The organism is Shewanella intestini, from assembly GCF_018221465.1.
Lineage (GTDB): Bacteria > Pseudomonadota > Gammaproteobacteria > Enterobacterales > Shewanellaceae > Shewanella > Shewanella intestini.
The window spans coordinates 251,713-276,851 of record NZ_JAAIKR010000002.1; the positions used below are offsets into that span (position 1 = coordinate 251,713).

At 39.2% G+C, this 25,139-nt stretch carries 18 protein-coding genes; 9 read left to right on the forward strand and 9 right to left on the reverse strand.

Features of this window, described 5'->3' with window-relative positions:
- Positions 1-67 precede the first annotated feature (67 nt).
- From G3R48_RS04225 to G3R48_RS04235, 3 genes are all read right to left on the reverse strand, one after another.
- Entirely contained in the window at positions 68-2,755 is a 2,688-nt protein-coding gene (locus tag G3R48_RS04225; RefSeq protein ID WP_153663376.1) for a bifunctional acetate--CoA ligase family protein/GNAT family N-acetyltransferase, read from the reverse strand.
- A gap of 482 nt (positions 2,756-3,237) precedes the next feature.
- The gene (locus G3R48_RS04230; protein WP_153663378.1) at positions 3,238-6,441 is read right to left on the reverse strand and encodes an efflux RND transporter permease subunit; all 3,204 of its coding nucleotides are present in this window, start codon (positions 6,439-6,441) and stop codon (positions 3,238-3,240) included.
- A gap of 2 nt (positions 6,442-6,443) precedes the next feature.
- Positions 6,444-7,637 carry an efflux RND transporter periplasmic adaptor subunit gene (locus G3R48_RS04235; protein ID WP_212593210.1) on the reverse strand — a complete coding sequence of 398 codons (1,194 nt, stop codon included), beginning with the start codon at positions 7,635-7,637 and terminating at the stop codon, positions 6,444-6,446.
- A gap of 290 nt (positions 7,638-7,927) precedes the next feature.
- Between G3R48_RS04235 and G3R48_RS04240 the strand changes: the two genes are divergently transcribed.
- The 4 genes from G3R48_RS04240 to G3R48_RS04255 all read left to right on the forward strand — a co-directional run bounded on the left by G3R48_RS04240 (position 7,928) and on the right by G3R48_RS04255 (position 10,422).
- Positions 7,928-8,599: a response regulator transcription factor gene (locus G3R48_RS04240; RefSeq protein ID WP_153663382.1), complete on the forward strand. Its 672-nt coding sequence runs from the start codon at positions 7,928-7,930 to the stop codon at positions 8,597-8,599.
- Positions 8,600-8,680: 81 nt separating this feature from the next.
- Complete coding sequence (locus G3R48_RS04245; protein WP_153663384.1) at positions 8,681-9,805, forward strand: M14 family metallopeptidase; 1,125 nt, start codon at positions 8,681-8,683, stop codon at positions 9,803-9,805.
- Between the two features lie 21 nt (positions 9,806-9,826).
- Complete coding sequence (locus G3R48_RS04250) at positions 9,827-10,144, forward strand: zinc ribbon domain-containing protein (protein ID WP_153663386.1); 318 nt, start codon at positions 9,827-9,829, stop codon at positions 10,142-10,144.
- A complete protein-coding gene (locus G3R48_RS04255; RefSeq protein WP_153663388.1) occupies positions 10,141-10,422 on the forward strand; it encodes a YeaC family protein in 282 nt (93 codons plus the stop codon). Before G3R48_RS04250 ends, G3R48_RS04255 begins: the two co-directional genes overlap by 4 nt.
- Before the next feature lie 194 nt (positions 10,423-10,616).
- On the opposite strand, the gene ansA is transcribed toward G3R48_RS04255, so the two are convergent.
- A complete protein-coding gene (gene ansA, locus G3R48_RS04260) occupies positions 10,617-11,630 on the reverse strand; it encodes an asparaginase (RefSeq protein WP_153663390.1) in 1,014 nt (337 codons plus the stop codon).
- 135 nt (positions 11,631-11,765) lie between these two features.
- Positions 11,766-13,610: a signal peptide peptidase SppA gene (gene sppA / locus G3R48_RS04265; RefSeq protein ID WP_153663392.1), complete on the reverse strand. Its 1,845-nt coding sequence runs from the start codon at positions 13,608-13,610 to the stop codon at positions 11,766-11,768.
- Positions 13,611-13,773: 163 nt separating this feature from the next.
- Between sppA and G3R48_RS04270 the strand changes: the two genes are divergently transcribed.
- Entirely contained in the window at positions 13,774-15,789 is a 2,016-nt protein-coding gene (locus tag G3R48_RS04270) for an oxidoreductase (RefSeq protein ID WP_153663394.1), read from the forward strand.
- A gap of 61 nt (positions 15,790-15,850) precedes the next feature.
- Here G3R48_RS04270 and G3R48_RS04275 read toward each other — a convergent pair whose 3' ends face one another.
- Complete coding sequence (locus G3R48_RS04275; RefSeq protein WP_228497379.1) at positions 15,851-16,732, reverse strand: polysaccharide lyase family 7 protein; 882 nt, start codon at positions 16,730-16,732, stop codon at positions 15,851-15,853.
- Positions 16,733-17,322: 590 nt separating this feature from the next.
- Between G3R48_RS04275 and G3R48_RS04280 the strand changes: the two genes are divergently transcribed.
- The 3 genes from G3R48_RS04280 to G3R48_RS04290 all read left to right on the forward strand — a co-directional run bounded on the left by G3R48_RS04280 (position 17,323) and on the right by G3R48_RS04290 (position 20,116).
- A complete protein-coding gene (locus G3R48_RS04280; protein ID WP_153663398.1) occupies positions 17,323-17,883 on the forward strand; it encodes a hypothetical protein in 561 nt (186 codons plus the stop codon).
- Positions 17,884-17,886: 3 nt separating this feature from the next.
- Complete coding sequence (locus tag G3R48_RS04285) at positions 17,887-18,549, forward strand: SDR family oxidoreductase (RefSeq protein WP_153663400.1); 663 nt, start codon at positions 17,887-17,889, stop codon at positions 18,547-18,549.
- A gap of 331 nt (positions 18,550-18,880) precedes the next feature.
- Positions 18,881-20,116 carry a sensor domain-containing diguanylate cyclase gene (locus G3R48_RS04290; RefSeq protein ID WP_153663402.1) on the forward strand — a complete coding sequence of 412 codons (1,236 nt, stop codon included), beginning with the start codon at positions 18,881-18,883 and terminating at the stop codon, positions 20,114-20,116.
- A gap of 1,050 nt (positions 20,117-21,166) precedes the next feature.
- Here G3R48_RS04290 and G3R48_RS04295 read toward each other — a convergent pair.
- The gene (locus G3R48_RS04295) at positions 21,167-22,552 is read right to left on the reverse strand and encodes an MATE family efflux transporter (RefSeq protein WP_153663404.1); all 1,386 of its coding nucleotides are present in this window, start codon (positions 22,550-22,552) and stop codon (positions 21,167-21,169) included.
- 125 nt (positions 22,553-22,677) lie between these two features.
- Here G3R48_RS04295 and G3R48_RS04300 point away from each other — a divergent pair, with 125 nt between their 5' ends.
- Positions 22,678-23,586, forward strand: coding sequence for a LysR family transcriptional regulator (locus G3R48_RS04300; protein WP_153663406.1), 909 nt, complete (start codon positions 22,678-22,680; stop codon positions 23,584-23,586).
- 47 nt (positions 23,587-23,633) lie between these two features.
- Here G3R48_RS04300 and yfaE read toward each other — a convergent pair whose 3' ends face one another.
- Both yfaE and nrdB read right to left on the reverse strand, forming a co-directional pair.
- Positions 23,634-23,972, reverse strand: coding sequence for a class I ribonucleotide reductase maintenance protein YfaE (yfaE, locus tag G3R48_RS04305; protein ID WP_228497380.1), 339 nt, complete (start codon positions 23,970-23,972; stop codon positions 23,634-23,636).
- Positions 23,962-25,092, reverse strand: coding sequence for a class Ia ribonucleoside-diphosphate reductase subunit beta (gene nrdB, locus G3R48_RS04310; protein ID WP_153663410.1), 1,131 nt, complete (start codon positions 25,090-25,092; stop codon positions 23,962-23,964). The genes yfaE and nrdB overlap by 11 nt, the downstream gene beginning before the upstream one ends.
- Positions 25,093-25,139: the final 47 nt, after the last annotated feature.

Consider the following 25,139-nt stretch of genomic DNA (forward strand, 5'->3'; position numbering starts at 1 on the left):
CCGACTTATGTCGGTATTTTTATGGCTATTTAATAAAGCCGATTTTGTTTTATTTCACTTAATAGAGCTACTTTAACTGCATTGACATTTTGATTAAGTGTTCTTCGCTGTCAAACGACACCTCAAATCCTAATGATTTTGCTAAGTTGGCCATGTTTCTATTTTCCATCATGGTGAAACCCATTAATTTACGAGTGCCTTTTAGTTGATAGTAAGCAACCAATTTTTTCAATAAAGCGCGACCTAACCCCAGACCTTGATAGTTACTGCGCACTGCCATGGCAAATTCTGCTTCTATGTTGTCAGGGTCAATGCAAGCCCTTATCGCACCTAAAGTGATTTCATCACCCTGATCATTGATTGTTGTGGCAATAAAGGCCATCTCACGCGAGTAATCAATTTGGGTTAACACGGCCATTTCTTCATGGGTCATTTTTGCTCTAACACTAAAATAACGCTTATAGCGATCCTCATCAGATAAAGAATTGTCAAAGTCCATATGCTTAGGTTCATCTTCGGGCAAAATGGGCCTTAACATCACAGCTAGATTGTGCTTTAAAGTAATGTGTTGTTCCAACTCTTTTGGATAAGGCAAAATGGCTAATCGATGTGGATTGTGTTCGCCATCTGAATTGAGTTTGATATTAACATCTAATAAGGTGATGGTTTCACCCGCGGCCAGAACGGGGTTAAAGTCGATTTCTGCTATTTCTGGGCAATCAATAATCAAGTGGGATATTTGAGTTAACATCACACAAATGGCATCCATGTTTAACCCTAGTGGCAGTTGCCTGTCACGTATGTGACGATTTTTTAACGCTTGGATAACCATATAGCGGGCTAAAGTCATATTCAGAGGCGGCAGTGCCACCGCTGCATCGACCGTCGGATCCCAATCAGATCCGCCTTCACCTAAACAGATTGCGAGGCCAAAAACAGGGTCGTTAATTACCGCAACACGTAACTCTTGTGCCCCTGCGGTTAAGGCCATTTTTTGAATGATTAAGCCATCGATAACAGCATCGGGAGTTGCTTGCTTTACCCGTTCTAGGACCGATGCTGCAGCTTGTTGAACTTGCTCATCGTTATAAAGATTTAACATCACGCCGTGTACATCTGATTTATATTTTAATTGTGCAGATTGGACTTTTAACGCGACGGGATAACCGATTTTTTGCGCTGCACTAACAGCATCGTCAGCGTTAACAGCAAAGTGGGTTTCAATGGTTTGTAAGCCATAAGCTTGTAGAACAGGTGCCGCTTGGTGCGTATCTATTGCGCATTGTTGCTTGGTTTGCGCTTGTTGTAATAACTGCCTTGCGGTTTTGCTGTCAGTTGGAATATTACTTGGAATTGATTGAGGAATTTGTTGGAGTAGCTTTTGGTTACGTCGGTATTCAACCATGTACATAAAAGCTCGAACTGCGCCTTCAGGGGTGCGATAAGTTGGAATGCTGGCTTGATTAAAACGCTTTCTAGCTAAATAAGTGGCATCTTCACCACTCCAATTAGTGATAATATTGATATGATTACGTTTAGGATGTTGTTTAATGGTATCAATGACGCTTTGTGCAATTTTCTCACTTTCATCCAAAATAGACGGAGAATGTAGGATTAAAATTGCGTCGCATTGTTCATCATGCATCACAATATCAAGCGCTTGAGCATAACGTTGATGGCCAGCATCACCAATTAAATCCACCGGATTTTGTTTTGACCAAGTACTGGGTAAAAGCTGATTTAATTGCGTGATGGTGCTATTGGTCAACTGAGCTAATTTTCCCCCTTTGAGTATCAGTTCATCGACCGCTAATACCGCAGGTCCACCGCCATTGCTGATAATAGCAATGCGTTCACCTTTTAATGGTGTTGAATGGGCAAGGCTTTCTAAGGCGGCAAATAAATCAACAAGATCAGTCACTCGCAACATACCGGCACGGCGAAAAGCGGCTTCATAAACGGCATCATTGCCGCCAATACCGCCAGTATGGCGCATAGCCGCTTTAATTCCTTCGTTGCTGCGGCCAGATTTAATCACCAAAATCGGTTTATTGCGGGCAGCTGCGCGCGCGGCTGATAAAAAATGTTGTTTTTCACTAACCGAATCGATGTAAAGCATAATAGCCGCTGTTTTTCCGTCACGGCCTAGGTAATCGAGTAATTCATCAAAGCCGATATCACAAGCTTCGCCAATAGAGATAAAACTAGAAAAACCAATGCCTTTATTATTTGCCCAATCTAAAACCGTGGTACATATGGCGGCTGATTGTGACACAAAGGCAATCTTGCCTGTTAGCGCGTTGCTATGAGCTAGGCTGGCATTTAATCCAAGTGGCGGTAATATCATCCCAAGGCTATTTGGCCCAAGTACTCGCATACCGTATTGTTTGGCAATGGTGCTCAGTTTACTGAGGGTATTATAGGATTGATTATCGGATTCACTGATGCCAGATGCCATAATGATAGCTACTTTACAGCCAAATTTACCAAGCTGCTCAATATTGGCGATAACCTTATCGGCATGTGTACAGATAATAGCAAGGTCAGGTACGACCGGTAATGCGTCAATGTTTGGGTAAGCTAATACCCCCATAACGGCACGATAGTTGGGGGTTACAGGCATAATTGGCCCAGAAAAGCCACTTGATAGCAGGTTTTTCATAATGCCATTTCCAGCTTTTTTGTGATTATTACTGGCACCAATAACTGCAATACAAGCAGGTGTAAATAAAGACTGAATATTTCGTTGGCTCATTATATTCCCGTGACACTAATAACCGCGCGTGGTGATGCTCTAAACTGTTGTTAAGAGAGAATAAAATAGTTTATGGATGTTGATCAACTTAAATAATCACTCTGTTAATCTGCATTTCATTCCCTATTGTTGATAACTGCCACGGGGTTGCTTATGCAGCTTACAATGACGTTAAAAAACGCAAAGTATGGGCTTCGCTTTTGCCGTAAATATGATAGGGTGCAGCAGGCAAACTTAACAAATGTTGGTCTATTTATCTTATGACAAAATAGTGTTCTTGTCTGTTAATACAGTAATAGGAAACTTCAATATACCAACGGCTTAATAAATTTATATTGACCATGGGCATTGCGTTGCTCAGTGGTATTTGACATTACCGCCCGCGGTGTAAGTTGGTCAATGTCATTGTTGGCAACAGCATGTTTACAGACAAAAAAAAACCACTATAAAGTGGTCTTTTTAATGTCACTAAGCACTAAATATCATCTTGCTTCAGGCGTAGCTTGAGATGAATGCGCTGGCGTTTGTGTGAGTTTATCTGGTGTATATAAGCCGATAACTTTACTGGTGAGCAACTTCATATCTTCAATGGCTAAATATAAACATGGAATAAGGCATAGGGTTACCACCGTCGCAAACAGCACACCGAAGGCTAATGAAACGGCCATAGGAATGACCATTTGTGCCTGCATGCTCGTTTCGGTCATGATGGGCATTAATCCAATAAAAGTAGTTAATGAGGTCAATAAAATAGCTCTAAATCGTCGACAGCCTGCATTGAGCACCGCTTCTTTCATCGGTACGCCTTTTTTGCGCGAGTGATTAATGTAATCAACCATCACTAATGAGTCGTTGACGACCACCCCTGCTGCTGCAATGATCCCAAATACTGATAATGCACTTAAGTCGATCCCTAAGATCAAGTGACCTAACATTGAGCCAATAATGCCAAAGGGGATCACTGACATGATCATAAATGGTTGTACATAAGAGCGAAGTGGAATTGCCAATAAGCTGTAAATCACCAACATCGAGATAATGAAATCACGCACTTGAGTATTTGCGCTGTCAATCTGCTCTTGAATGCTGCCTGACACTTCCGATTTTACTGTTGGGTATTTGGCTAATAACTGCGGGATAAAGTTATCGCGAATATCTTCGGCTAATTTGAAGGGTTCAGCTTGTTCAGAATCAACCGATGCCCATACATTGATTGTCCGATTACTGTTTTCACGTCGAATACTATTTACCCCTTGAACTACTGATATTTCAGCGACTTCAGATAAGGGTAACTCTGCGCCTTCACTGATCTTTATTAATACATCTTGTACCAGTGCAATGGAGTTTCGTTGCTCTTCAGGGTAGCGCAGCATCACTTTAACTTCTTCTCCGTTTCGGATGATACGTTGTGCTTCCAGTCCATAAAAACTGTTACCCACTTGGCTGGCAATATTGGCTAAAGTTAATCCTAATGAATGGGCGAGGGGTTTAAGATGAAACTGCACTTCTTTGGCACTAGATTGGCGTGAATCATTAACATCACTGACCCCTTTTAAGGTGTTTAATTTTGCCTTTAAGGCTAACGAAGCTTGTAATAACTGTTGTTCATTAAGCCCTTCAAGACGGAAGCTGATATCTCCATCGTCACGGCCACCACCAAATAAGCTGTCTTGAATAGTAAATGATTTTACTCCGGGTATTTTCGGAATGGCTTGACGCCATAAATCAGCAACTTCAAAAGTATTGAGCGGGCGATGTTCTGGGTCGACTAATTTGGCCATAATTTCCGCATTGGTACGTCCGCGAAGGTCGACTTGCATTTGCGCAATCATGCCATGGCCATATTCTGCGACTAAATCTTTATCGACTTTATATAATGCCGCTTCAATGGCAAGTGCTGCCTTTAATGTTGCCGACTCTGACGCATCTACATTCATTTCCACATTGACTCTTGGAAAATCATGCGGAATTTTAGGTTGGCCAATAAACCGAACCAATCCACCAGCATAAAGGCCGGCACAAATTAAAATAAAGCTTAGAAATAACATGATGATAGCGTAGCGATAGGTAGTGGCTAGTACTAAACTCGGGCGGTATATATGGTTAATAAACCAATGTAGGCCAGTGTCGACTTTACCTTGAATGTAATTAACGATATTGCGCAGCCAATCAAGTGGGTTCTTTGAACCAGGTTGAACCACTTTAGGGCTATTCATGTGGGCTAAATGCGACGGTAAAATTAATTTCGACTCAATTAGCGAAAATAACAAACATAAAATAACCACATAACCAATGGCTTGCCCAAATGCCGACGAGGGCCCTTCATCCAGAGTAATGGGTAAAAATGCTGCAATGGTGGTTAATACACCAAAGGTCGCGGGCATGGCAACGCGTTTTACACCACGAATAACGCTATCAATGTTCTGTCCATGTTCTTGACTCTCAGAGTGAGCGCTTTCTCCCATAACAATGGCATCGTCGACAACAATACCTAATACCAATATAAAAGCGAATAAACTGATAACGTTGACAGTGACATCAATAAACGCCATTGGCATGAACAATAAGGTGCCTAAAAAACACACGGGCAAGCCCATCATGACCCAAAACGCTAACCGTACACGTAAAAATAAGGCCAACATAAGGAAGACTAACACCGCACCACTTTTCATGCTGTCGAGCATTAAATCTAAGCGACCTTGTAGGTAGTAGGTCATATCTACCCAGGGTTCAAGCGTGACGCCTTGTGGCAGTGTTTTTTGTTTTTTTTCTACATACTGGTGTAAAACGTCAGCAACATCGGTAATACTTTGATTTTTGGATGCGCCAATAAACAAAGATACGGAATTTTTACCATTAAATTTTGAGTATTGAATACCTTGCTCAAACCCATCGTTGACCGTTGCAACATCGCCTAATAATAAATTGGTGCCATCTTCAAGGGTTAATAAAGGTAAGTCTTCAAATTCATAACCGACATACGCTTGGTTTTGCACTCGAAGATTAATATAGCCATTCTCAGCCTTAATTTGTCCTGCTGACATATTACGTGAATAACCACGCACCGCTTGGGCGACATCATTAAAAGTTAACCCAAATTCACGTAACCTATCTTTACTCACTTCAACACTGATTTCATAGCCCAAGCCGCTGTAATATTCAGAAATATTAACATTTGGCAATTGCATAATTTCATTATGTATTTTTTCACCCAAGTCTTTGAGTTGCCGCTGGGTTAAGTCACCATAAAGACTCAGGTACATCACTTCTTGGCGAATTTTGATACGTTCAACTTTGGGGCTTTCCATGCCCGCGGGGAACGTTGAAATAGAATCAATCTCTGATTTAACTTCATCTAGCACTACCTGCGGATCGTAGCCATCTTCTATTTGAAAATAACCACTGGCTTGGTTTCGATTTGAATAGGTAATAACCCGTTTTAACCCTTGAACACTTTCTAATGCTTGTTCAATTTTAATGGTGATGCCTTCTTCAACTTCTTGCGGAGCGGTTCCAGGATACTGCGCACTAAATTCAATCCAATTAATATCAATTGCTGGGAAAAACTGCTTACGAATTGAGCTGGCAGTTAATAAGCCACCAAGCAAAATGATGAGCATTAGCAAATTGGCCGCAACGCTGTTGCGGGCAAACCAGGCAATCAGGCCTTTGTGTGTATCTTCCATGATTATTCCTTATTACCCATTGCTAAATCTGTGTCAGTAGCCGTATCAACTGGCTCACTTTGTAGTGTTTTATCTGCTGGTAAGGCAACATCCATGCCTTCAATTGGGTAATCTAGTGCTGAGGTGATTAGCTGCATTCCAGAAGTGAGGCCGGCATCAATCACCACATTGGCACCTTCTTGCCTGATAATATTAACGCTTTTATAGCGCAGCTTATTCTCATCGTCCATAATCGCTACTTGTCCATTAACCACTAAATGACGTGGCACAATAGTGACATCGCCAGCGTTAGAACCGTTAATTGTTGCCGTCACATACGTACCGTAACGCAGTTGTGGTTTATCTGTTTTTAATCCATAAGGGTCGTCAATTTGAGCAACCAAATACGTCATGCGGCTTTTGCTATCCACCACACCTTCACTGCGTACAATATTGCCAAGCCAATGATTTTTATGGCCGGCATAATTACCCACTAAATTTACTTGAGCTTCAGCGCCGCGTTGGTCCAAAAATTGAATTTCTTTATCTGCAAGTGGCAAACGCACTTCAGCAACACTTGTGCCTAATAACATACCGAGTGCGGTGCCACGACTGACATAAGAACCAAGACCAATATTACGGTTTGAAATAAGCGCATCATAAGGAGCGATTATATTGGTACGTTGTAAGTCTCGCTCTGCACGATGCAAGCTAGCTTCTGCACTTTTTAAACTGGCAATGGCTTGAGCAAGTTGGGGTTTGCGTAGGCTCAGTTCAGTGGGCTTGCCTTCGGTAATACGTGACCATTCTTGTTCGGCTACGGCTGCGTTGGCTTTTTCTTGAATTAATGCCGCTTGAGCGGTAGCAATTTGTGCTTGGGCATCAAGTAAATTTGACTGGTAATCACTTGGGTCGATTTTCGCTAAGGTTTCCCCTTTAGATATAAATCCGCCTTTAACAAACTTGTCAGATAAATAGACTATTTCGCCATCTACTTGTGAAATCATTTCAGTTTCATATTTAGACTTAACCACACCGTATGAATTAACTGAAAATGTCATCGGTTTAAATTCTACAGTTTGAACAGAGACTAATGGGGTCGTATCAATAGGGGGCTTTTCTGCTGGGGGCTTCTTTAATGATGCAATCCCTATATAACTGACGATACCAAAACTAATTACAATAATAGGCAGGATAATCTGTTTCTTGTTCATCACGTAACGGTCCTTTTACAACAAGCGTTGGCAAAATTTATCAAGGGTATTTTAAACAACATAGTAAGCGAAATGAAAACCAAATGTGGGCGAAATATGTAAATACGTGTTACAAGCTGAAACACGAGTTAATGAGTCTTTACGAACGCCAAACGCATAAAATGTAAGTAAATTGTTGCCTTCATCACAAATTATACAATTGAAATTAGGGAGTGCCAGTAACATTATAGATTTAAGCCATTTACACATGGTAAGCTAAATACGAATTGTTACCATTTAGCCTGTTGCGCCGTATGACCAAAATATTACTCATTGAAGACGAAATTAATGCTGTTGAAGGGATGCACAACAAATTGAGTGCATTAGGTTTAGACGTGCAGTCTGTTCGATGTGCGTTTGAAGCCATGATTAAAATAGATACGCAATCATTTGACGTAATTTTATTTGACTTAGCATGCCAACCGCTTGCCAGTTTTTGGCTTATGTTATCTCAACGGGCTTTTACACCGGTGATGGCATTAGCCTACGATAACAATGATGAAGAACGAATTAACGCATACGAACAAGGCGCCGATGACTATTTACCACGGCCGTTTAATATGCGTGAGTTACAGTTAAAATTAACGATATTTTCACGTCGATTTAAAAAAACTGAACCTAAACTGACATTATCATCCATATTTTTTGACGATATATCTTGTACAGTACAATACAACAATCAGTCACTGTCGCTAACTCAAACCGAATTTAGATTATTAAAGTACCTTTATGATAAACAAGGTAAAGTAGTTACTAAGCAAGAATTACAGCGCCATGTGCTTGAAAAAGAACACGGCAAATTTGATCGAAATCTAGACATGCATGTTAGTAATACTCGCCGTAAATTAGTCAGTGGCAACTTGCCACGTGAACTCATTAATACTGTTCGGGGGCAAGGTTACAGTTTTACCTTTGTTGCGGCTTAAATTATTGAGCTGATTTTGCTAAACTCTTCACCAAGATAACGGCATGGTTGTCGTTACTATCACAATGATAAAGGAAGTAATATGCGGATCAGCGCGAATTTCGACGGCGGTAATATTGAGGTTATCAGTTTAGCCAACCCACAAGATATTCAATTAGCCATTCGACCTGATGTGGGTAATGAATTTTACCAGTGGTTTAATTTCCGTTTTGACGGTGAAGTTGGTCAACAATACCAACTCAATATCGTAAATGCTGGTACGGCATCTTATCCAAAGGGTTGGGAAGATTATCAAGCTGTTGCAAGTTACGATCGTCAACATTGGTTCCGTTTACCTACCCATTATCAAGACGGTAAGTTAACCATTGAAGCGGAATTAGATTGTGAATCTATTCAAATTGCCTACTTTGCTCCTTACAGTTACGAACGTCATTTAGATTTAATCAGTGAAGTACAACTGCATTCATCAGTGAGCCAAGAGCACCTAGGTCTGACTTTAGATGGTCGTGACATGACATTACTTAAAATCGGTGATGGCGACCCTGCTAAAAAGAACATTTGGATTACTGCACGCCAACACCCAGGTGAAACTATGGCTGAATGGTTAGTAGAAGGGTTATTGAATCAACTACTTGATAGCGATAATCCGACTGCGAAAAAGTTACTTGATAAAGCCAACTTCTATATTGTTCCTAATATGAATCCTGATGGCAGTGCTCGTGGTCACCTGCGCACTAATGCCGTGGGAACAAACTTAAACCGTGAATGGCAAAGCCCAAGCTTAGAAAAAAGCCCTGAAGTTTATTATGTGGTTAATAAAATGCATCAGACTGGTGTCGATTTATTTTATGACGTCCATGGTGACGAAGGCTTACCTTATGTGTTCTTAGCCGGTTGCGAAGGCGTGCCGGCATACAATGACCAAATGTCTGCAATTAATACTAAATTTAACGCGGCATTACTGCTGGCCAGCGCCGATTTTCAAACCGAATTCGGTTACGACAAAGATGAACCTGGTAAAGCCAACTTAACCGTCGCCTCAAATTGGGTAGGAAATACCTTCTCTTGTGTCGCCAATACCTTAGAAATGCCCTTTAAGGATAATGCCAATTTACCAGACCCATTTGTGGGCTGGTCGCCAGAGCGATGCATTTATCTTGGCGAAGCGTCTTTAATTGCTATGTTGGCGGTGGTTGACGACCTATAAGCATTTAACAAGGGGAATAATATGGCATTAGTAGAATGTCCACGTTGCCAAAAACGCATATCGAGTAAAGCTAAGCAATGTTCACATTGCCAAACGTCGATTAATGGCAATTTGGCGTCGTTAGCTAAAATTAGCCACATCGAAAAATCAAATCAATTGATGAACCACACATTTATCTTTTTGACCTTGTTTGTCGCTGGTGCCGTATTGTGGTTTTGGGGCGGAGAAGTTGCGCAAGGAAGCCGAGCTATTGTTGCAATTAGTAGCTTTGCCATTGGTTTTAGCGGGTATCTCATTACCCGAATCAGAATTGTGATGCATAAACGGAAGTCTGTATGAACGATATTAATAATGTCATTGACCAAATGCCTGAAGACGTATATTTACGCCTGTTAAGCGCGACTGAATTAGGTAAGTGGGAAGATGGGTCTTTGTTAACTGAAACTCAACGTGAACATACTATGCAAGTGGTCATGTTATACCAGTCTAGAAAACTTAATCAAACGGATCATTTTACTATTGCCCAAGGTGGTGCGATCAATGAGTTGTCAAAGTCTGAGTTAAAAAAGCAATTTAAAGGTGAACCGATTGCTGAGTTTAAAGTGCAAGATTTATAACTAGCGTGTTTTTGTTATAAATTAACTATCGTGTCTGCTTCGAGGTTGTGACGCAGGCATAATAGCTTGTGTACTACTTTACATAAACAAGCAATGCATTTGCATTGCTTTTTATTGTCTAAGTGAAAATCATCGCTATGTTTACAGCAAATAGATTGCGACACTTTGCCCATTTTAAAGAGGTATTGAGCTTATTAATCAGCAGTTAGTTCACCAAACATATTTTGCTGCATTTTGGCTTTTATTTGTTCAGAGGTTAAGCCAATCGATAACAAAAAGTGTAATTTAGCTAAGGCCGCTTCAACGGTCATATCACCACCAGATATCACTCCTGCTTGCGCTAACGCATTACCGGTTGCATAACCACCCATATTCACTTTACCTTGGAAGCATTGAGTCAAATTCACAATCACAATGCCATTTAAATCTGCTTGTTTGAGTATGGACAGTAATTGTGGGTTTTGTGGCGCATTACCCACGCCGTATGTTTGCAATATTAACGCCTTGACGGGTTGCTGAAGGATGTTTTTAAATAAATCGGTTGCCATACCAGGGTAGAGCGTCACGACACCAATAGGTTGTGGACTTATGGTGACGACATCTAATGGTCGGGCTGTTGCCGCGCCGATTTTACCCGCTTTAAGGTTAATCTTAATGCCTGCTTCTAATAACGTGGGGAAGTTTGGCGATGAAAACGCATTAAATCCGTCAGCATGTGCTTTAGTTGAGCGATTACCACGAAATAAATTGTTATTAAAGAATAAGCAGACTTCAGCAACGGGGTAATTTGCAGCAATATATAATGAGTTAAGTAAGTTGGTTTGACCATCAGAGCGTAGTTGCGCGAGTGGTATTTGTGAGCCTGTTACAATTACGGGTTTTGATAGGCCATGTAACATAAAAGACAATGCTGATGCGGTATATGCCATTGTATCCGTACCATGCAAAATAACAAAACCATCGTAGTTGTCATAATTGGCTTTAATGTCGTCAGCAATCATTTGCCAATCAGTCGGAGCCATATTAGAAGAATCAATTAATGGGTTGTATTCATGAATGACAAAATCAGGCATTTCATCATGGTAAAATTCTGGCATTGATTGTACACAATCCGTTAAAAACCCCGCCACAGGCGCAAAGCCCTCTGCGGTTTTTTGCATGCCGATAGTTCCGCCAGTATAAGCGACATAAATGGATCGTTTAGTCATAACATTGTCTTTGAATAAGTGAATTAACAAGTTGAAATTATACGGGGGTTTTAAATGAAACCCAATAAAAAGCCTGCAATTGCAGGCTTTGGTTTATGCTCGCTGTCATCTTTTTAAAGCATGATTAGTTTTTAATCAGAATTCACAAGCGTCGCAATACATGTAAACATGATTTGGATCATCAAACATTGATAACTGCTCAAGGGCAGTACCAAAGTGATTGAGCATTTGAGTGGCAATACTGGTATGAATAAAGCTTGGTGGAATGAAATCTGCACTGGCCGATAAAAGTTGTTGCATAAAAATTTGCTCAGTGGTTAACGGCTTTTCGATCATTTTGGTATCAAACACGTCCACTTTAGCTAAACTTGCTGCTTTTGCAACGGCTTGGTCAATATCACCGAGTTCATCAACTAAGCCTAGTGCTAATGCTCTTTTGCCTGTCCATACACGGCCTTGTGCAATAGCGTCTACTTGGTCAATTGTCATGTTACGTTCTTTGGCAACTAACGAAATAAAGTTCAAATAACCTTTCTCAATATGACGTTGAATGACTTGTTTAACATTGTCAGATAAAGGCCGAGTAGCAGTTAAACCAGCCCACTCAGATGTTGCGACACCGTCGCTGTTTACGCCAAGTTTTGATAATGCTTTATCAAAGGTTGCAAACATGCCAAAGATGCCAATCGAACCAGTTAGGGTCGTTGGCGTAGCATATATATAATCTGCGCTTGCTGAAATCCAATATCCACCTGATGCGGCATACGTGCCCATACTTACAACAACCGGTTTGCCAGCCGCTTTCAGTGCTAACACTTCTTGGCGAATTTGTTCAGAAGCAAATGCGCTGCCACCAGGACTATCGACTCTTAATACCACTGCTTTCACGTTATTATCAAAACGCGCTTGTCTTAACAGTGCTGATGTCGATTCGCCGCCAATTTGCCCTGCGGGCTGTTGGCCATTTAAAATATTGCCTTTAGCGACCACAACACCAACTGTGTCAGTTGCTTCAAATAGGGGGTGCGGTTTATTTAAGCTCAAATAATCAGCTAAGTTGATTTGCTTAAATGATTCACCATCTTTACTAGTACCGACACGCTCAACCATAGCCATTCTGAAACCATCGGCTGAAATGAGCTCATCCACCCAATGCATATTAATGGCAAGTTGAGCAAATTCACCATCTGCTTTATCTAGTTCAGCCATATATTGTTCATGCGCCATGACAAGATTTAGCGGAGAGATATCACGGTTTTTCGCCACAGTTATAGCATAGCTATTCCATAAATCACTTAATAACTGCTTACTCGCTTCTTTATCTGCATCGCTCATATTGTCACGAATGTACGGCTCAACGGCTGATTTAAATGTGCCAACACGAAATACATGCATATCGACATTAAGTTTATCCAGTGCTGATTTGTAATATAAGCGAAAACGGCTTAATCCATCTAAAGTTACGCTACCTTGTTGATTAAGATATATTTTATTAGCAAAACTGGCTAAAAAGTATTGTTGTTGATTGTAATTATCACCAATGGCAATAACTTGTTTACCCGTGGCTTTAAATTCCATTAATGCTGTGCCGATAGCCGACATTTTGCTGATCCCAGCAGAGCGCAACTGCGCCAAATCTAACACGATGGTATTGATGTGCTTATCGTGAGTGGCATTGTTAACGGCATAAATAATATCGCTGAGTAATATTTCGCCATCAGGATTGTTTTTGCTGCTTTGGCTAATCAGTGCTTCAACAGGATCAACATAACTTTTTTGTTCAACAATTTTGCCGCTTAAGTTTAAAACTAACGCTGAATTGTTCTCAAGATTGATTTCATCATCCCCAACCATCAAAACGATAACCAGGACAATTAATACACTAAAAAAAATAACGTTAACGATTATTTGTCTAAATACATTAATAATCATCCAGATAATTGAGAATAATCTTTTTAAAAAAGAAGGTTTAGCGGTCATTAGCCACTCCTGTATCAAGTTAATGGCCATATGCTAACGTAATTCACAAATAAATGGGGAATTGAATTGTAAAGGTTTTTAACAAACTTAAGTGAGAGGGATTGAGCTTGTAGAAATGACAAGGTATGCTGATTTAAATCACTTGTTTAAAAAGGATGTTTGAATGGCGTTTCCACATTTATTAGAACCTTTAAATTTAGGCCATACGCAGTTAAAAAATCGTGTTTTGATGGGATCAATGCACACTGGTCTAGAAGAAGAAAAAGGCGGATTTGAGAAACTTGCTGCATTTTATAAGGAAAGAGCACTTGGTGGTGTTGGACTCATTGTCACTGGTGGTATTTCACCAAATTTTAGAGGACGCTTAGCCCCACATGCTTGTCAGTTAAGCTTTTCATGGCAAGTAAAAAAACACAAAATCATTACGAATGCAGTCCATGATGGTGGTGGTAAAATTTGCATGCAGATACTACATGCAGGGCGTTATGGGTATCACCCATTTAGCTTAGCGCCAAGTAAGATTAAGTCGCCGATCACGCCATTTACTCCCTCTGCTATGTCTACTCGCCAAGTTGATAAAACGATCAATGATTACGCTAAAAGCGCGGCATTAGCATTGAAAGCTGGCTATGACGGTGTAGAAGTAATGGGATCGGAAGGGTATTTAATTAACCAGTTTGTTTGTTCACGAACAAATAAACGTACCGACAAATGGGGCGGCGAGTTTGCAAACCGCGCTAAATTCCCGCTTGCAATTGTGAAGGCCATTCGTGAAAAAGTGGGAAATGAATTTATTATTATTTTCAGATTGTCGATGCTAGATTTAGTCGATAATGGTTCTACATGGGATGAAGTCGTGGAACTTGCCAAAGCACTAGAACAAGCGGGCGTGAGTATTATCAATACAGGTATTGGATGGCATGAAGCCCGTATTCCGACGATTGTGACCAGTGTACCGCGCGGTGCATTTGCTTGGGTGACTGAGCGTATGAAAAAAGAGGTAAATGTCCCCCTTATTGCCACAAACAGAATCAATACCCCAGAAATTGGCGAACATATCATCGCTAGCGGTCAAGCAGACATGGTGTCGATGGCAAGACCGTTTCTTGCTGACGCGGAATTTGTAAATAAAGCAGCAAAAGATAACAGTGAACTTATCAATACATGTATTGGTTGTAACCAAGCCTGTTTAGACCATACATTTCAAATGAAACGTGCTACCTGCTTAGTCAATCCACGAGCATGTTATGAAACCGAAATTAATTTTACCCCAACCACAGATAAAAAACGCATAGCTGTAATGGGGGCGGGGCCCGCTGGGATGGCATTTTCTGTTTACGCAGCAACTCGCGGTCACAAGGTGACATTGTTTGAAGCTAAATCAGAAGTTGGTGGTCAGTTTAATTTAGCGAGAAAAATACCCGGGAAAGAAGAATTTAATGAAACGATTCGATATTTCCTCAATCAAATAAAACTGCATAACGTTGATCTTCGCTTAAATACACGCCTTGATGCTGAAGTGCTAAAGGAAGAGTCATTTGATGAAATTGTGATTTCATCAGGGGTTATCCCTCGAGAGATTAACTTATCAGGCTTTGATAACCCTAAGGTTGTTAACTATCAACAAGTGCTTAATGGTGAAGTTGAGGTAGGCAATAATGTGGCATTAATTGGTGCTGGCGGGATTGGATTTGATATGGCGCACTTTTTATGTGAATCCCACTCATCGACGCTTGAACCTCAAAAATGGAATAAACAATGGGGTATTGATGAACAATATAAACAAGCTGGCGGGTTAACACAGCCAAGTAGCCATCAAAGTGAGCGCCAAATACATTTATTACAACGTAAATCTACCAAAATGGGTAAAGGGTTAGGTAAAACATCTGGTTGGGTTCACAGAAGCGTACTTAAGAAACATGGTGTGAATATGCTGACTGGTGTGAGTTATCAAAAATTTGATCAGCAAGGGCTGCATATTACCGTTGAGTCTGAAAACAAAGTGTTAGAGGTTGATAATGTCATTTTATGTGCGGGACAAGAATCTAATCGAAGTTTGCTAGCGCAAATGCAAGCCACTGGTCTGCCAGTGCATATGATTGGCGGTGTAGATATTGCTGCCGAACTGGATGCAAAGCGCGCAATTAGACAAGGTGCAGAACTTGCTATGGCAATATAGATAAACGCAGATAAAAAATGCCTAATAAATGTTAGGCATTTTTTATGGGAAATTTTTAATGTTAACGCTGCTCAATTTTATAAGTTAAATTATAGAAGTGAGCTTCACTTTTACCATTTTCAAACTGGTTGTAAACACCTGCTTTGAAGTAGCATAAGAACGCTTGCCAATAACTGATATCGTGATCGACCATGGTCTTTCCATCCATTTTTATTACGAGTTTTTTATTTCCGACAATGACATCAAACTTGGTCGGCTGCTCGGGATCAAATTGACCTAGACGTAATCTTAAGTAGGCATTTTTACATTCACTTGTGCCTCTATTACCACTTTTTGCTGAACAATTAACATTATTGTTTTTAATAATTGCCCAGTAATTATCTTCATAGCCTTGTCGACTTTTTTCATAAACGATACGTAACAATGGGTGAGGAATATATCCTACACCGTGTTTGCCATCATCAAATGTACCTTTGTTATGCACTTGCAACAGCGTCATCGCATCATTTTTAGACGGACTATTATTCATGGCTTCACGAGGATTTATTGGTATCACATCTGCAGATAAGTGATAAAACGTGCTTGGCAAGTCACTTTTGAAGTTTGGCAATACCCGTAATTCATTACGCAGTTTGTAACCTTGCATACTCATTACCAGTGCTTCACTCCCTGTATCGACATAGAAGTGTTCGTTAACGACATCAGAAAAATTGCTGTCTGTTGCCAGTTCATATTTTGAACCGGGTTTAGCATTCGGGGTGGAAATCTGTAATTTTGATGCGTTTAAAATGGAATCAAATCTCGAATAGTTTGCTGGAGAAACATGTGTACCAGACGGCGTCGGTATAATCACTGTGGTTTTTTTTGTGGCAACATTATTGGCATGACAACCGAGAGTGAACAGAGAAATAACGAGTAACAATAAGGTCTTATTTTCCATCATTAAGTGCTTTGTGTCGGATAACGGTGCATTAATTTATACTATTGCATGACAAAATACTGTGATTAGCAATAAAAAAGTTACAGGATCACAAAAATCGCTCAATTTAATTAACCTATAACCTTGTTGGAAATTTAATAATGATTAACTGTAGTGATTAACAAGAGCAGGACATTAATAGCCTGTTAGAACATAGGATTTGATGCTAAATAAGTGATTGTTAAATTATGGGGGTAAATCAACCATTAACTGTATGGGTTTTAAACAGTGCCTTGATAACGGTTTTATTTCATTTAAAACTGTGATTTGTATCTGAAATGAAACTGTACTTTTTCAGGCGTTTCTATATTGTAACGAATATGTTCGATATTGTAGCTTGGTGGTGAATTTATAATGGTATTAAATTTTAGATGAATAGCAAAAAATTCAATTCAACTATATGGCGAATAAATGGTGTCATTATCGCTGTATTGGGTATTTTTTTAATCCTCACAATTATTGTCAGTGGCATCATATTTGTGAGTCAGTATAAAAATAAACCAATAAAAAATGTGATCAGTACTAAAACTGTAATAACAGAGAAAAGTATCTCAATGAGTGAGCCTGAGTATATTAAAGGCACGCGCTCAATATTGTTAACATTAAGCAGTTTTGAAAATGTGACTGTACCACCTGATAACAGCTATACACAGGTATTATCATCATCGGTAAGAAACTATTTATTTATTGATAGCCAAAGTAGGCAACAGCACTGGTTATTACCTACTAATGAAAATGTTATTTTACACCGAGAACTAATATTTCGAGAAAGTCACCTTATTTCGAAAACTGATTCAGAGATAGCGAAACCTAACGCAATTGCGCAACTTTATGTCTTAACCAAAGAAGATACCAATAATGATGACTTAATCAATGAATTAGATTTGGCTACATTAGCGTTATCGACCGCAGATGGGAAAGATTTCACCACGGCGATAAGGCATATTGAGCAATATATTGGTAGTGTGTTTATTGATCCGCATTATCTATTAGTCTTTTATCGTAAGTCAGACTTATTTTATTCCAGTATGATAGATTTAGAGAATTTTACCGTAGTGTCTAAGCAACAAATAAGTCTACCGTCAATGACATTGGCATTGCGACAAGGAGTTTAACAGATGAAAACGGTCATAATCACAGGTGCAAACCGTGGTATAGGTTTAGCCCTGAGTGAATATTTTGTTGCCCAGGGTGCGAACGTTATCGCAGTTTGCAGAAATCGCTCACAGGCGTTGTCAAATTTAGGGGTTGAGATAGTCAGTGGTATTGATGTCACTAACGAATCAGACTTAAAGACATTACAGGCTTATGTCAAAGATATTCGCATTGATGTACTGATTTGTAATGCCGGCATTTTGCATGATGAACAATTTGGACGACTTAATTTTGACACCATAAGACGTCAGTTTGAAGTCAATACCATCGCTCCATTGCAAATCGTTGAATTACTTGAGCGACAATTAGGACAACACAGTAAAGTGGCACTTATAACGTCGCGAATGGGGTCAATTACAGATAATACATCCGGTGGCCGATATGGTTACAGAATGTCAAAAGCGGCATTAAATGCTGCTGGTATGTCATTAAGTCATGACTTAGCACCAAGAAAAATTGCCGTTGGTATTTATCACCCAGGTTATGTTCAAACGGATATGGTTGGCCAGCGTGGGAATATTAGTGCACGTGAAAGCGCCAGTTGTCTAGGTGAGTTAATTAATGGATTAACTTTAGCGCAAACAGGTGAATTTAGGCACGCAAATGGTCAAATACTGCCTTGGTAAGTTACAATTTTTTATTGTTCGCTTATTTAAAAAAATAGCCAGTTAATTTCAACATCAGCATTTAAATCGTTGCAATTTACAAAGCCACGCTAAGTTGCCAATTCGTTATGTGTGGTTTTGTAAACAAAAAGTTTATTTTTTAATGTCTTAACTGGACAGTTACTATTTCAATGACAGAGGCGTTAGTTTGCAATAGTAAAGTGATTGTTTATAAAGTAGACAGCTAAATGTTACAACAGTTTGTAATTGGACGAATTTATTGTTTAACGCTTTAGAAAACCTACCAGAACTGGTTATAATATTCTATCCAATAAAATAACCGATTCTTCAAATGCCATTTATTAATATCGACTCCACTTATGGTGTTGTTATCATACAAGATTTAATTGTAGTCGATGCCGACCTCAATTACGCACGTTTGTATGGTTACGAAAGTAGTGAAGAGTTGCTCGCTGATATTAATTCATTTTTAGATCTTATTCCCAAAGAGTATCAAGACCTTGCAGTTAAAAATTTTAAAGGCACTATCGCTGGCGAAATAACGCCTAAAGGTCATACTTTCACTAATATTGATCGTTATGGAAAAGAGTTTACTGTTTTCTCGGTTGATCATGTCATTAAGTGGCAAGGCAAACCGGCATTACAAGTTACTGTCATTGACCTGTCTGTCGTTGTCAAAGCTAATCAAAGATTGCGACAACAAGATTTGATGTTTCGGCGTTTAGTGATGAATTCAGGGCAAGGCATGATTGTCCATAGAAACTTCAAACCGTTGATGATTAATAATGCTTGGGTGAAAGAAATGCGAGCGGATTCCATAGAGCAAGTGCTTGCAATGAAAACTATTTTACCCATTATCCCCATCGAGGTACAACAACGAGCCTATCAACGATATGCTGATGTTCTTGATGGCGATTTTATAGGTAAAAGTCACGTTATTGAGAACATTTGTTTTGACGGCCAACGACGGTTTTTCAATGCATATGACAATGTTGTTGAATGGGAAGGCGAAAAAGCAATTCAAGTTGTTATTGAAGACTGTACAGATAAAGTTCACTATGAAAACTTATTATCATATAGAGCTTCACATGACAGTTTAACTGAGTTACTCAATCGAAGCGCTATTTATGAGTGGCTAAAAAAACTCTCAAGTCAAAAGCTGACGTGTCTTTTACTCGATATCGATGACTTTAAGCTTGTTAATGACACACATGGCCATTTTACGGGTGATACGGTAATAAAAGCGTTAGCGTCAATCACTAAGGAAATCGTGGGAAGCCGTGACGGTGTAGTAGGGCGTTGGGGTGGCGAAGAATTCATAGCCTTTATTCCACTCAATGATATAACTCATGTAAGTCAATTAGCTGAACTTATTCGGCAACGTTTTGAGCAGTTACTTTTCATCTCTGAATCCAATGAGTTTAAAGTGACTGTCAGTATTGGGGTGGGTCAATGTGTAAAATGCATTGACATGAAATGTGTCGAGAACTTAATAAAAAAGACTGATAAAGCATTATATCAAGCAAAGGCGCAAGGTAAAAATTCCATACAAATTAATCACTATTAGTCTATGGGAAACGGGCAAAAGCAGTGCTTACGTTGTACAGCTAAAATTAGATAATGCGTCAAGGTTACTAAAATAATCCACGAGCCTGATAATTAGAAGTTATAATGTGTGTAAGGCTTCTCATGATATAAATTTATGCGCCTTATCCAATTAAGTTGAAGCTCACAGAAGCGCCATATTTTAACCTGTTACAAGTGTTGCGCATTATATATGCTTATATAGCTATTTTAAAACGTCACTTTAGTTAAATTAAATGTCACCTTGGCTAAAAAATGTGGTGTACTAGATAATAAATAGACTTCCAATAAATTCGTATCCATAAAATTATACCTGTAAAATATTGGTGCTATAGGTTTAAATATACAATATCCGTTAAAGCTAGCGTCAGCTAACCCCACTTTTAAATATACATTTTTGTTTTAGATGCAAACAGCTAATTAGTGTTAGTTTAATAACATTATTAGCCATGTTGATTAAGGTTATTCGGTATCAATACAATGCCTGTAATTTTATGACTGTCTATCAATTATTAATTGAACTACAGTGATTATGTATTAAATGGTATTATAACAAAATAGTGTTTAATTATGTTAGCGTTAGCTGTTGTAGCGGTGGCTTTAATAGGTCTTAGATTTAAATTATTTTTATATGCACAGAATGAAGAGGGTTTATAAATATCAAAATTTTTGTCTTAATTATATGTTATTCAACAAGTAACAGGACATAAATGATGGCTTAATTTAAAGCAGAACCAAATCAAGCCAAAGATGGAATTGTTTTTTATTGGGTTAATTTATTCAAAATAAGTTTTTTCAAAAGTGATTGCAAATAATCGTGGAAAATACATCAATAAAACTTAAGTTATTATATGACAACTGACAACTGACAACTGACAACTGACAACTGACAACTGACAACCGCAATGTTTCTCATACCAGTATGTTGAACTTGTTTGTTCAACACAATGCTATTCAACTGCACTTTTGCACAATCAGCCAACGGTTTGCTTTGTTCGTTGGCCCTTTAAGGTTAGATGAGTTAATTAATGCGTTACTCTATTGCAACCAAGTGCTTACGCATTTTGTTAGAGGCGCACAAGCCATTGATTCGTTTAATTTCTTTAATAATAAAAGGTAACAGTAATAGCGATAACGCGACGTTAGAAAGGGGCACTGCTAACCATATGCCGTTAACACCGATCATATTGGGTAATATGAACAAAAATGGGATTTGGATAAACATGTTTGCAAATGAAACCATTAAGGCTATTTTTGCCTGATTGACAGCCATGTAATACATGCTGGCAATAAAGATAAAGCCATCGAGCACTAATGCAAATAAATGTAGCCGCATACCCGTTAAGGTTTCAGCCATTAATGCAGCATCTTCACTAATAAAAAAGCTGATAACATGCTCAGGAAATAGGTTAATAAACGCGACGCTGCAAATTCCCAAAATGCCCGTAACCTTAACCGCAAGTAATACGGTCGCTTTTATGTGGTTCATGTTTTTTGCACCGTAATAGTAACTTACCGGAGGTTGCATACCACCTGCAATCCCTTCAGCTAACAAATAAAATAGGGTTGCCACATAACCTACAATGGCAAAGGCGGCGACATGAACCGCTGAGCCAAACTTCATAAACAAATAGTTGTGTAGTGCAATGATAAAACTAAAATACAAAAACATAATTAAACTTGAACTACCAAGGGTTAATATTGAACTCATTTCCTTAGCTGTTACGTTTTTGATAGTTAACTTAAGACGGGTATTGGCTTTAGGAGAGACAAAGTAGTTTATTGCCAATAGTACCACCGCAACTTGTGACAATAATGTCGCTATTGCTGCTCCTTTTAGTTCGTACTCCCAAACAGCAATAAATAGATAATCTAAGCCGATATTGAGCGCCGCGCCCATGATTAATAATTTGGTCGCTAGGGCTGGATTTTCGTCATTGCGTACCAATAAGGGGAGCGCTGTTGCGGCAGTAGTAAAAAATGCACCATATACAAAAACCTCAATGTAATCAGTGGCCATAGATAAGCTGCTACCACTAGCTGATTGTAACAGCAATAATTGCTGGCCAAAGAGTCCAATCATAATCGCGCTGAGAAAACTCATAAGGATAACTAAGATAGCGGCATTATTAACGACGCGTTTGGCTTGATTGGGTGCATCAGCCCCACGACTGATAGATAACAAGCTACCGGCACCCATACCAATCATCATTCCCACACCGACAATGCAGCAAATAATTGGCCAGGCCATGTTTATTCCGGCTAACCCTTCATAGCCAATGTAGTGTCCGACAAAAATGCCGTCAATAATTTGATATAAGCCACTGACTAACATTGCTGTTATGGATGGAATGGCATATTTCCAAAAGTGTTTACTGACGGTTAATTCTACTACTGATGTTTTCGGCTCAAATGACATAACTACAACTTTCTGAATTCAATAAGAATGGTGATTATCAGGGATGATTAAGATGGTTTAAAGTTAGTATCTATCACTTTAGCGGATAGATATAATGGGTTGTTATTAATTAATGGTACAAAAACATGAATTGGTCAATTGAACAACTTGAAGCTTTTGTTACTGCGGTAAATAGTGGATCTTTTTCTGCTGCAGCAAGGACATTAGGTAAAGCACAGTCACGCGTCAGTACTGCTATTGCCAACTTAGAGGTGGATTTAGGATTTAAGTTATTTGATAGAAGTGCACGCATGCCTGTGTTAACCGAGCAAGGTCAACAAATGTTAATTGAAGCTAATGCGGTAATCGCGCAGTGTGAGCGGCTAAATTCTCGGGCAATGAGTGTTCAAACCCAAGATGAATTAGCGTTGACCATCGCCATTGATGAAGCTGTGCCCATTTCCGCTTTTGAAACATTTTTCTATAAAACTGCGGCGACGTTTCCTTTGCTACAACTTACCATTCTTAATGGTTCTCGTGACGATATTGCCCAATGGGTTGATGAGAAAAAAGCCGATTTAGGGGTGTTATTTTTAGATGAGCAACTTTGCGAACGCTTGGAGTTTTTTAGTATTGATAGTTTTCATCAATCTTTAATTGTGTCAGTTGATCATCCATTAGCGAAAGTGTCAGTACCGACCATTGCCCAGTTAAATCAATATAGACAGTTAGTGATTTGCGACTTACTCACCAAAAGTAAACCCATTTCGGCTAATTGCTGGCATATCGATAGTTATTATCATATGACGTCATTGGTCGTTAAAGGCTTAGGTTGGGCATTAGTACCAGAACATATTGCCGACTCTCAATGGTATTCAGGTGAAATAACCGAGCTAAGTTGTTACCACATTTCTGATTCATTACTAATAGAAATGGGCTTAGTAAAACGTCGAGATAAAGGTGCGGGTAATATTATGAACTGGATGTTTGCAGAGGTGAATAAAATGTTCATTGAAGCTAAACTGGCAAAGCGCAGTGTCAGTGCAAAAAGTTAACCTGTTGGTTTATTGCTTTTATAGGGCTGGTGGTTTCAAGACCCATATCAATCTACACAAGTCTCTAAGGTGCTTTTTGACATCTGTAAATTAGCTGGCTTTTTAACTGTGAGATCTAAATCTAAATTTGAATCAGGGATACAGCAGCATGGCAGACATTCATTGGCTTCAAGCTCAACGATAGGGTCGTTAATATATTTCACAGAGCCTTGATTAATTTTGGTTTTACATGAACCACAAAAGCCATTGCGACATTCAGAAAATACCTCAATTTGCTTGAGCTCAAGTGCTTCAAGCAAATTGGCTTCATTGTCAGTATATAACAGCACAGGTTGGCCATTTATACTGACAATAGGTGCTTTTTTAAAAGGGTTATTACAAGTCAAAATCAGCAAACTCATCACTGTCGACAGCAGAATCGATTTGTCCTACAAGGTATGACGATACTTCAACTTCTTGCGGTGCAACTTGTACCGCATCACTTTCTAACCAGTTTTTCATCCAAGGTAATGGATTAGTTTGTTCAGCGTATGGTTGAATTAAATTAACCGACTTCATCCGCTGATTAGTAATGTATTCAACATATTGACATAAAATCTGTTCATTTAAACCAATCATTGAACCGTCTTTAAACAAGTATTTCGCCCATTCTTTTTCTTGTTCAGCCGCTTCTAAAAATAAATTAAATGCTTCAGGTTCACATTCTTTAGCAATTTCAGCCATTTCAGGGTCGTCTTTGCCGCCTTGCATTAACTGTAAAATGTGTTGGGTACCATTAAGGTGTAATGCTTCGTCTCTGGCAATTAAGCGAATGATTTTTGCGTTGCCTTCCATTAACTTACGTTCAGCAAAAGCAAACGAACAAGCAAAACTAACGTAAAAACGAATGGCTTCAAGTGCGTTAACTGACATCATACATAAGTACAGTGCTTTTTTAAGTTCACGTGAGTTAACCGTAATAGTTTGGCCATTAATGGTGTGGGTGCCATCACCATGAACTTCATGCACTTGAGTTAAATGGATCAGTTTGTCGTAATAATGGGCAATATCACCGGCACGTTTTAGAATTTCTTCATTTTGCACGATATCATCAAACACAACGCCGGGATCGTTAACGATATTACGAATAATATGGGTATATGAACGCGAGTGGATAGTTTCAGAAAAAGACCATGTTTCAATCCATGTTTCCAGCTCAGGTATTGATACCAAAGGTAAAAATGCCACGTTAGGTGAACGGCCTTGAATCGAGTCGAGCAGGGTTTGGTATTTCAAATTAGAAATGAAAATGTGCTTTTCGTGATCAGGAAGTGAGCCATAATCAATTTTATCGCGGCTGACGTCGACTTCTTCTGGTCGCCAAAAGAATGATAATTGTTTTTCAATTAACTTTTCAAAAACTTCATATTTTTGTTGATCATATCGAGCAACGTTAACCGGTTGACCAAAGAACATTGGTTCTGTTGTTGGGTCGTTTGGTGTTTGACAAAAAGTAGAGTAAGCCATTTTTTCAATCCTAAAATAGCGGGTCGCGCCCGCTAATTGAAACTATT

Excerpts from the sequence above, each read along its gene's own strand:
- G3R48_RS04300 (WP_153663406.1), top strand. The coding sequence starts at position 22,678 with ATGAATTGGTCAATTGAACAACTTGAAGCTTTTGTTACTGCGGTAAAT.
- G3R48_RS04285 (WP_153663400.1), top strand. The coding sequence starts at position 17,887 with ATGAAAACGGTCATAATCACAGGTGCAAACCGTGGTATAGGTTTAGCC.
- G3R48_RS04275 (WP_228497379.1), bottom strand. The coding sequence starts at position 16,732 with ATGATGGAAAATAAGACCTTATTGTTACTCGTTATTTCTCTGTTCACT.
- G3R48_RS04225 (WP_153663376.1), bottom strand. The coding sequence starts at position 2,755 with ATGAGCCAACGAAATATTCAGTCTTTATTTACACCTGCTTGTATTGCA.
- sppA (WP_153663392.1), bottom strand. The coding sequence starts at position 13,610 with ATGACCGCTAAACCTTCTTTTTTAAAAAGATTATTCTCAATTATCTGG.
- G3R48_RS04290 (WP_153663402.1), top strand. The coding sequence starts at position 18,881 with ATGCCATTTATTAATATCGACTCCACTTATGGTGTTGTTATCATACAA.
- G3R48_RS04255 (WP_153663388.1), top strand. The coding sequence starts at position 10,141 with ATGAACGATATTAATAATGTCATTGACCAAATGCCTGAAGACGTATAT.
- G3R48_RS04230 (WP_153663378.1), bottom strand. The coding sequence starts at position 6,441 with ATGGAAGATACACACAAAGGCCTGATTGCCTGGTTTGCCCGCAACAGC.
- G3R48_RS04280 (WP_153663398.1), top strand. The coding sequence starts at position 17,323 with ATGAGTGAGCCTGAGTATATTAAAGGCACGCGCTCAATATTGTTAACA.
- G3R48_RS04250 (WP_153663386.1), top strand. The coding sequence starts at position 9,827 with ATGGCATTAGTAGAATGTCCACGTTGCCAAAAACGCATATCGAGTAAA.
- G3R48_RS04240 (WP_153663382.1), top strand. The coding sequence starts at position 7,928 with ATGACCAAAATATTACTCATTGAAGACGAAATTAATGCTGTTGAAGGG.
- G3R48_RS04245 (WP_153663384.1), top strand. The coding sequence starts at position 8,681 with ATGCGGATCAGCGCGAATTTCGACGGCGGTAATATTGAGGTTATCAGT.
- G3R48_RS04270 (WP_153663394.1), top strand. The coding sequence starts at position 13,774 with ATGGCGTTTCCACATTTATTAGAACCTTTAAATTTAGGCCATACGCAG.
- nrdB (WP_153663410.1), bottom strand. The coding sequence starts at position 25,092 with ATGGCTTACTCTACTTTTTGTCAAACACCAAACGACCCAACAACAGAA.
- G3R48_RS04295 (WP_153663404.1), bottom strand. The coding sequence starts at position 22,552 with ATGTCATTTGAGCCGAAAACATCAGTAGTAGAATTAACCGTCAGTAAA.
- ansA (WP_153663390.1), bottom strand. The coding sequence starts at position 11,630 with ATGACTAAACGATCCATTTATGTCGCTTATACTGGCGGAACTATCGGC.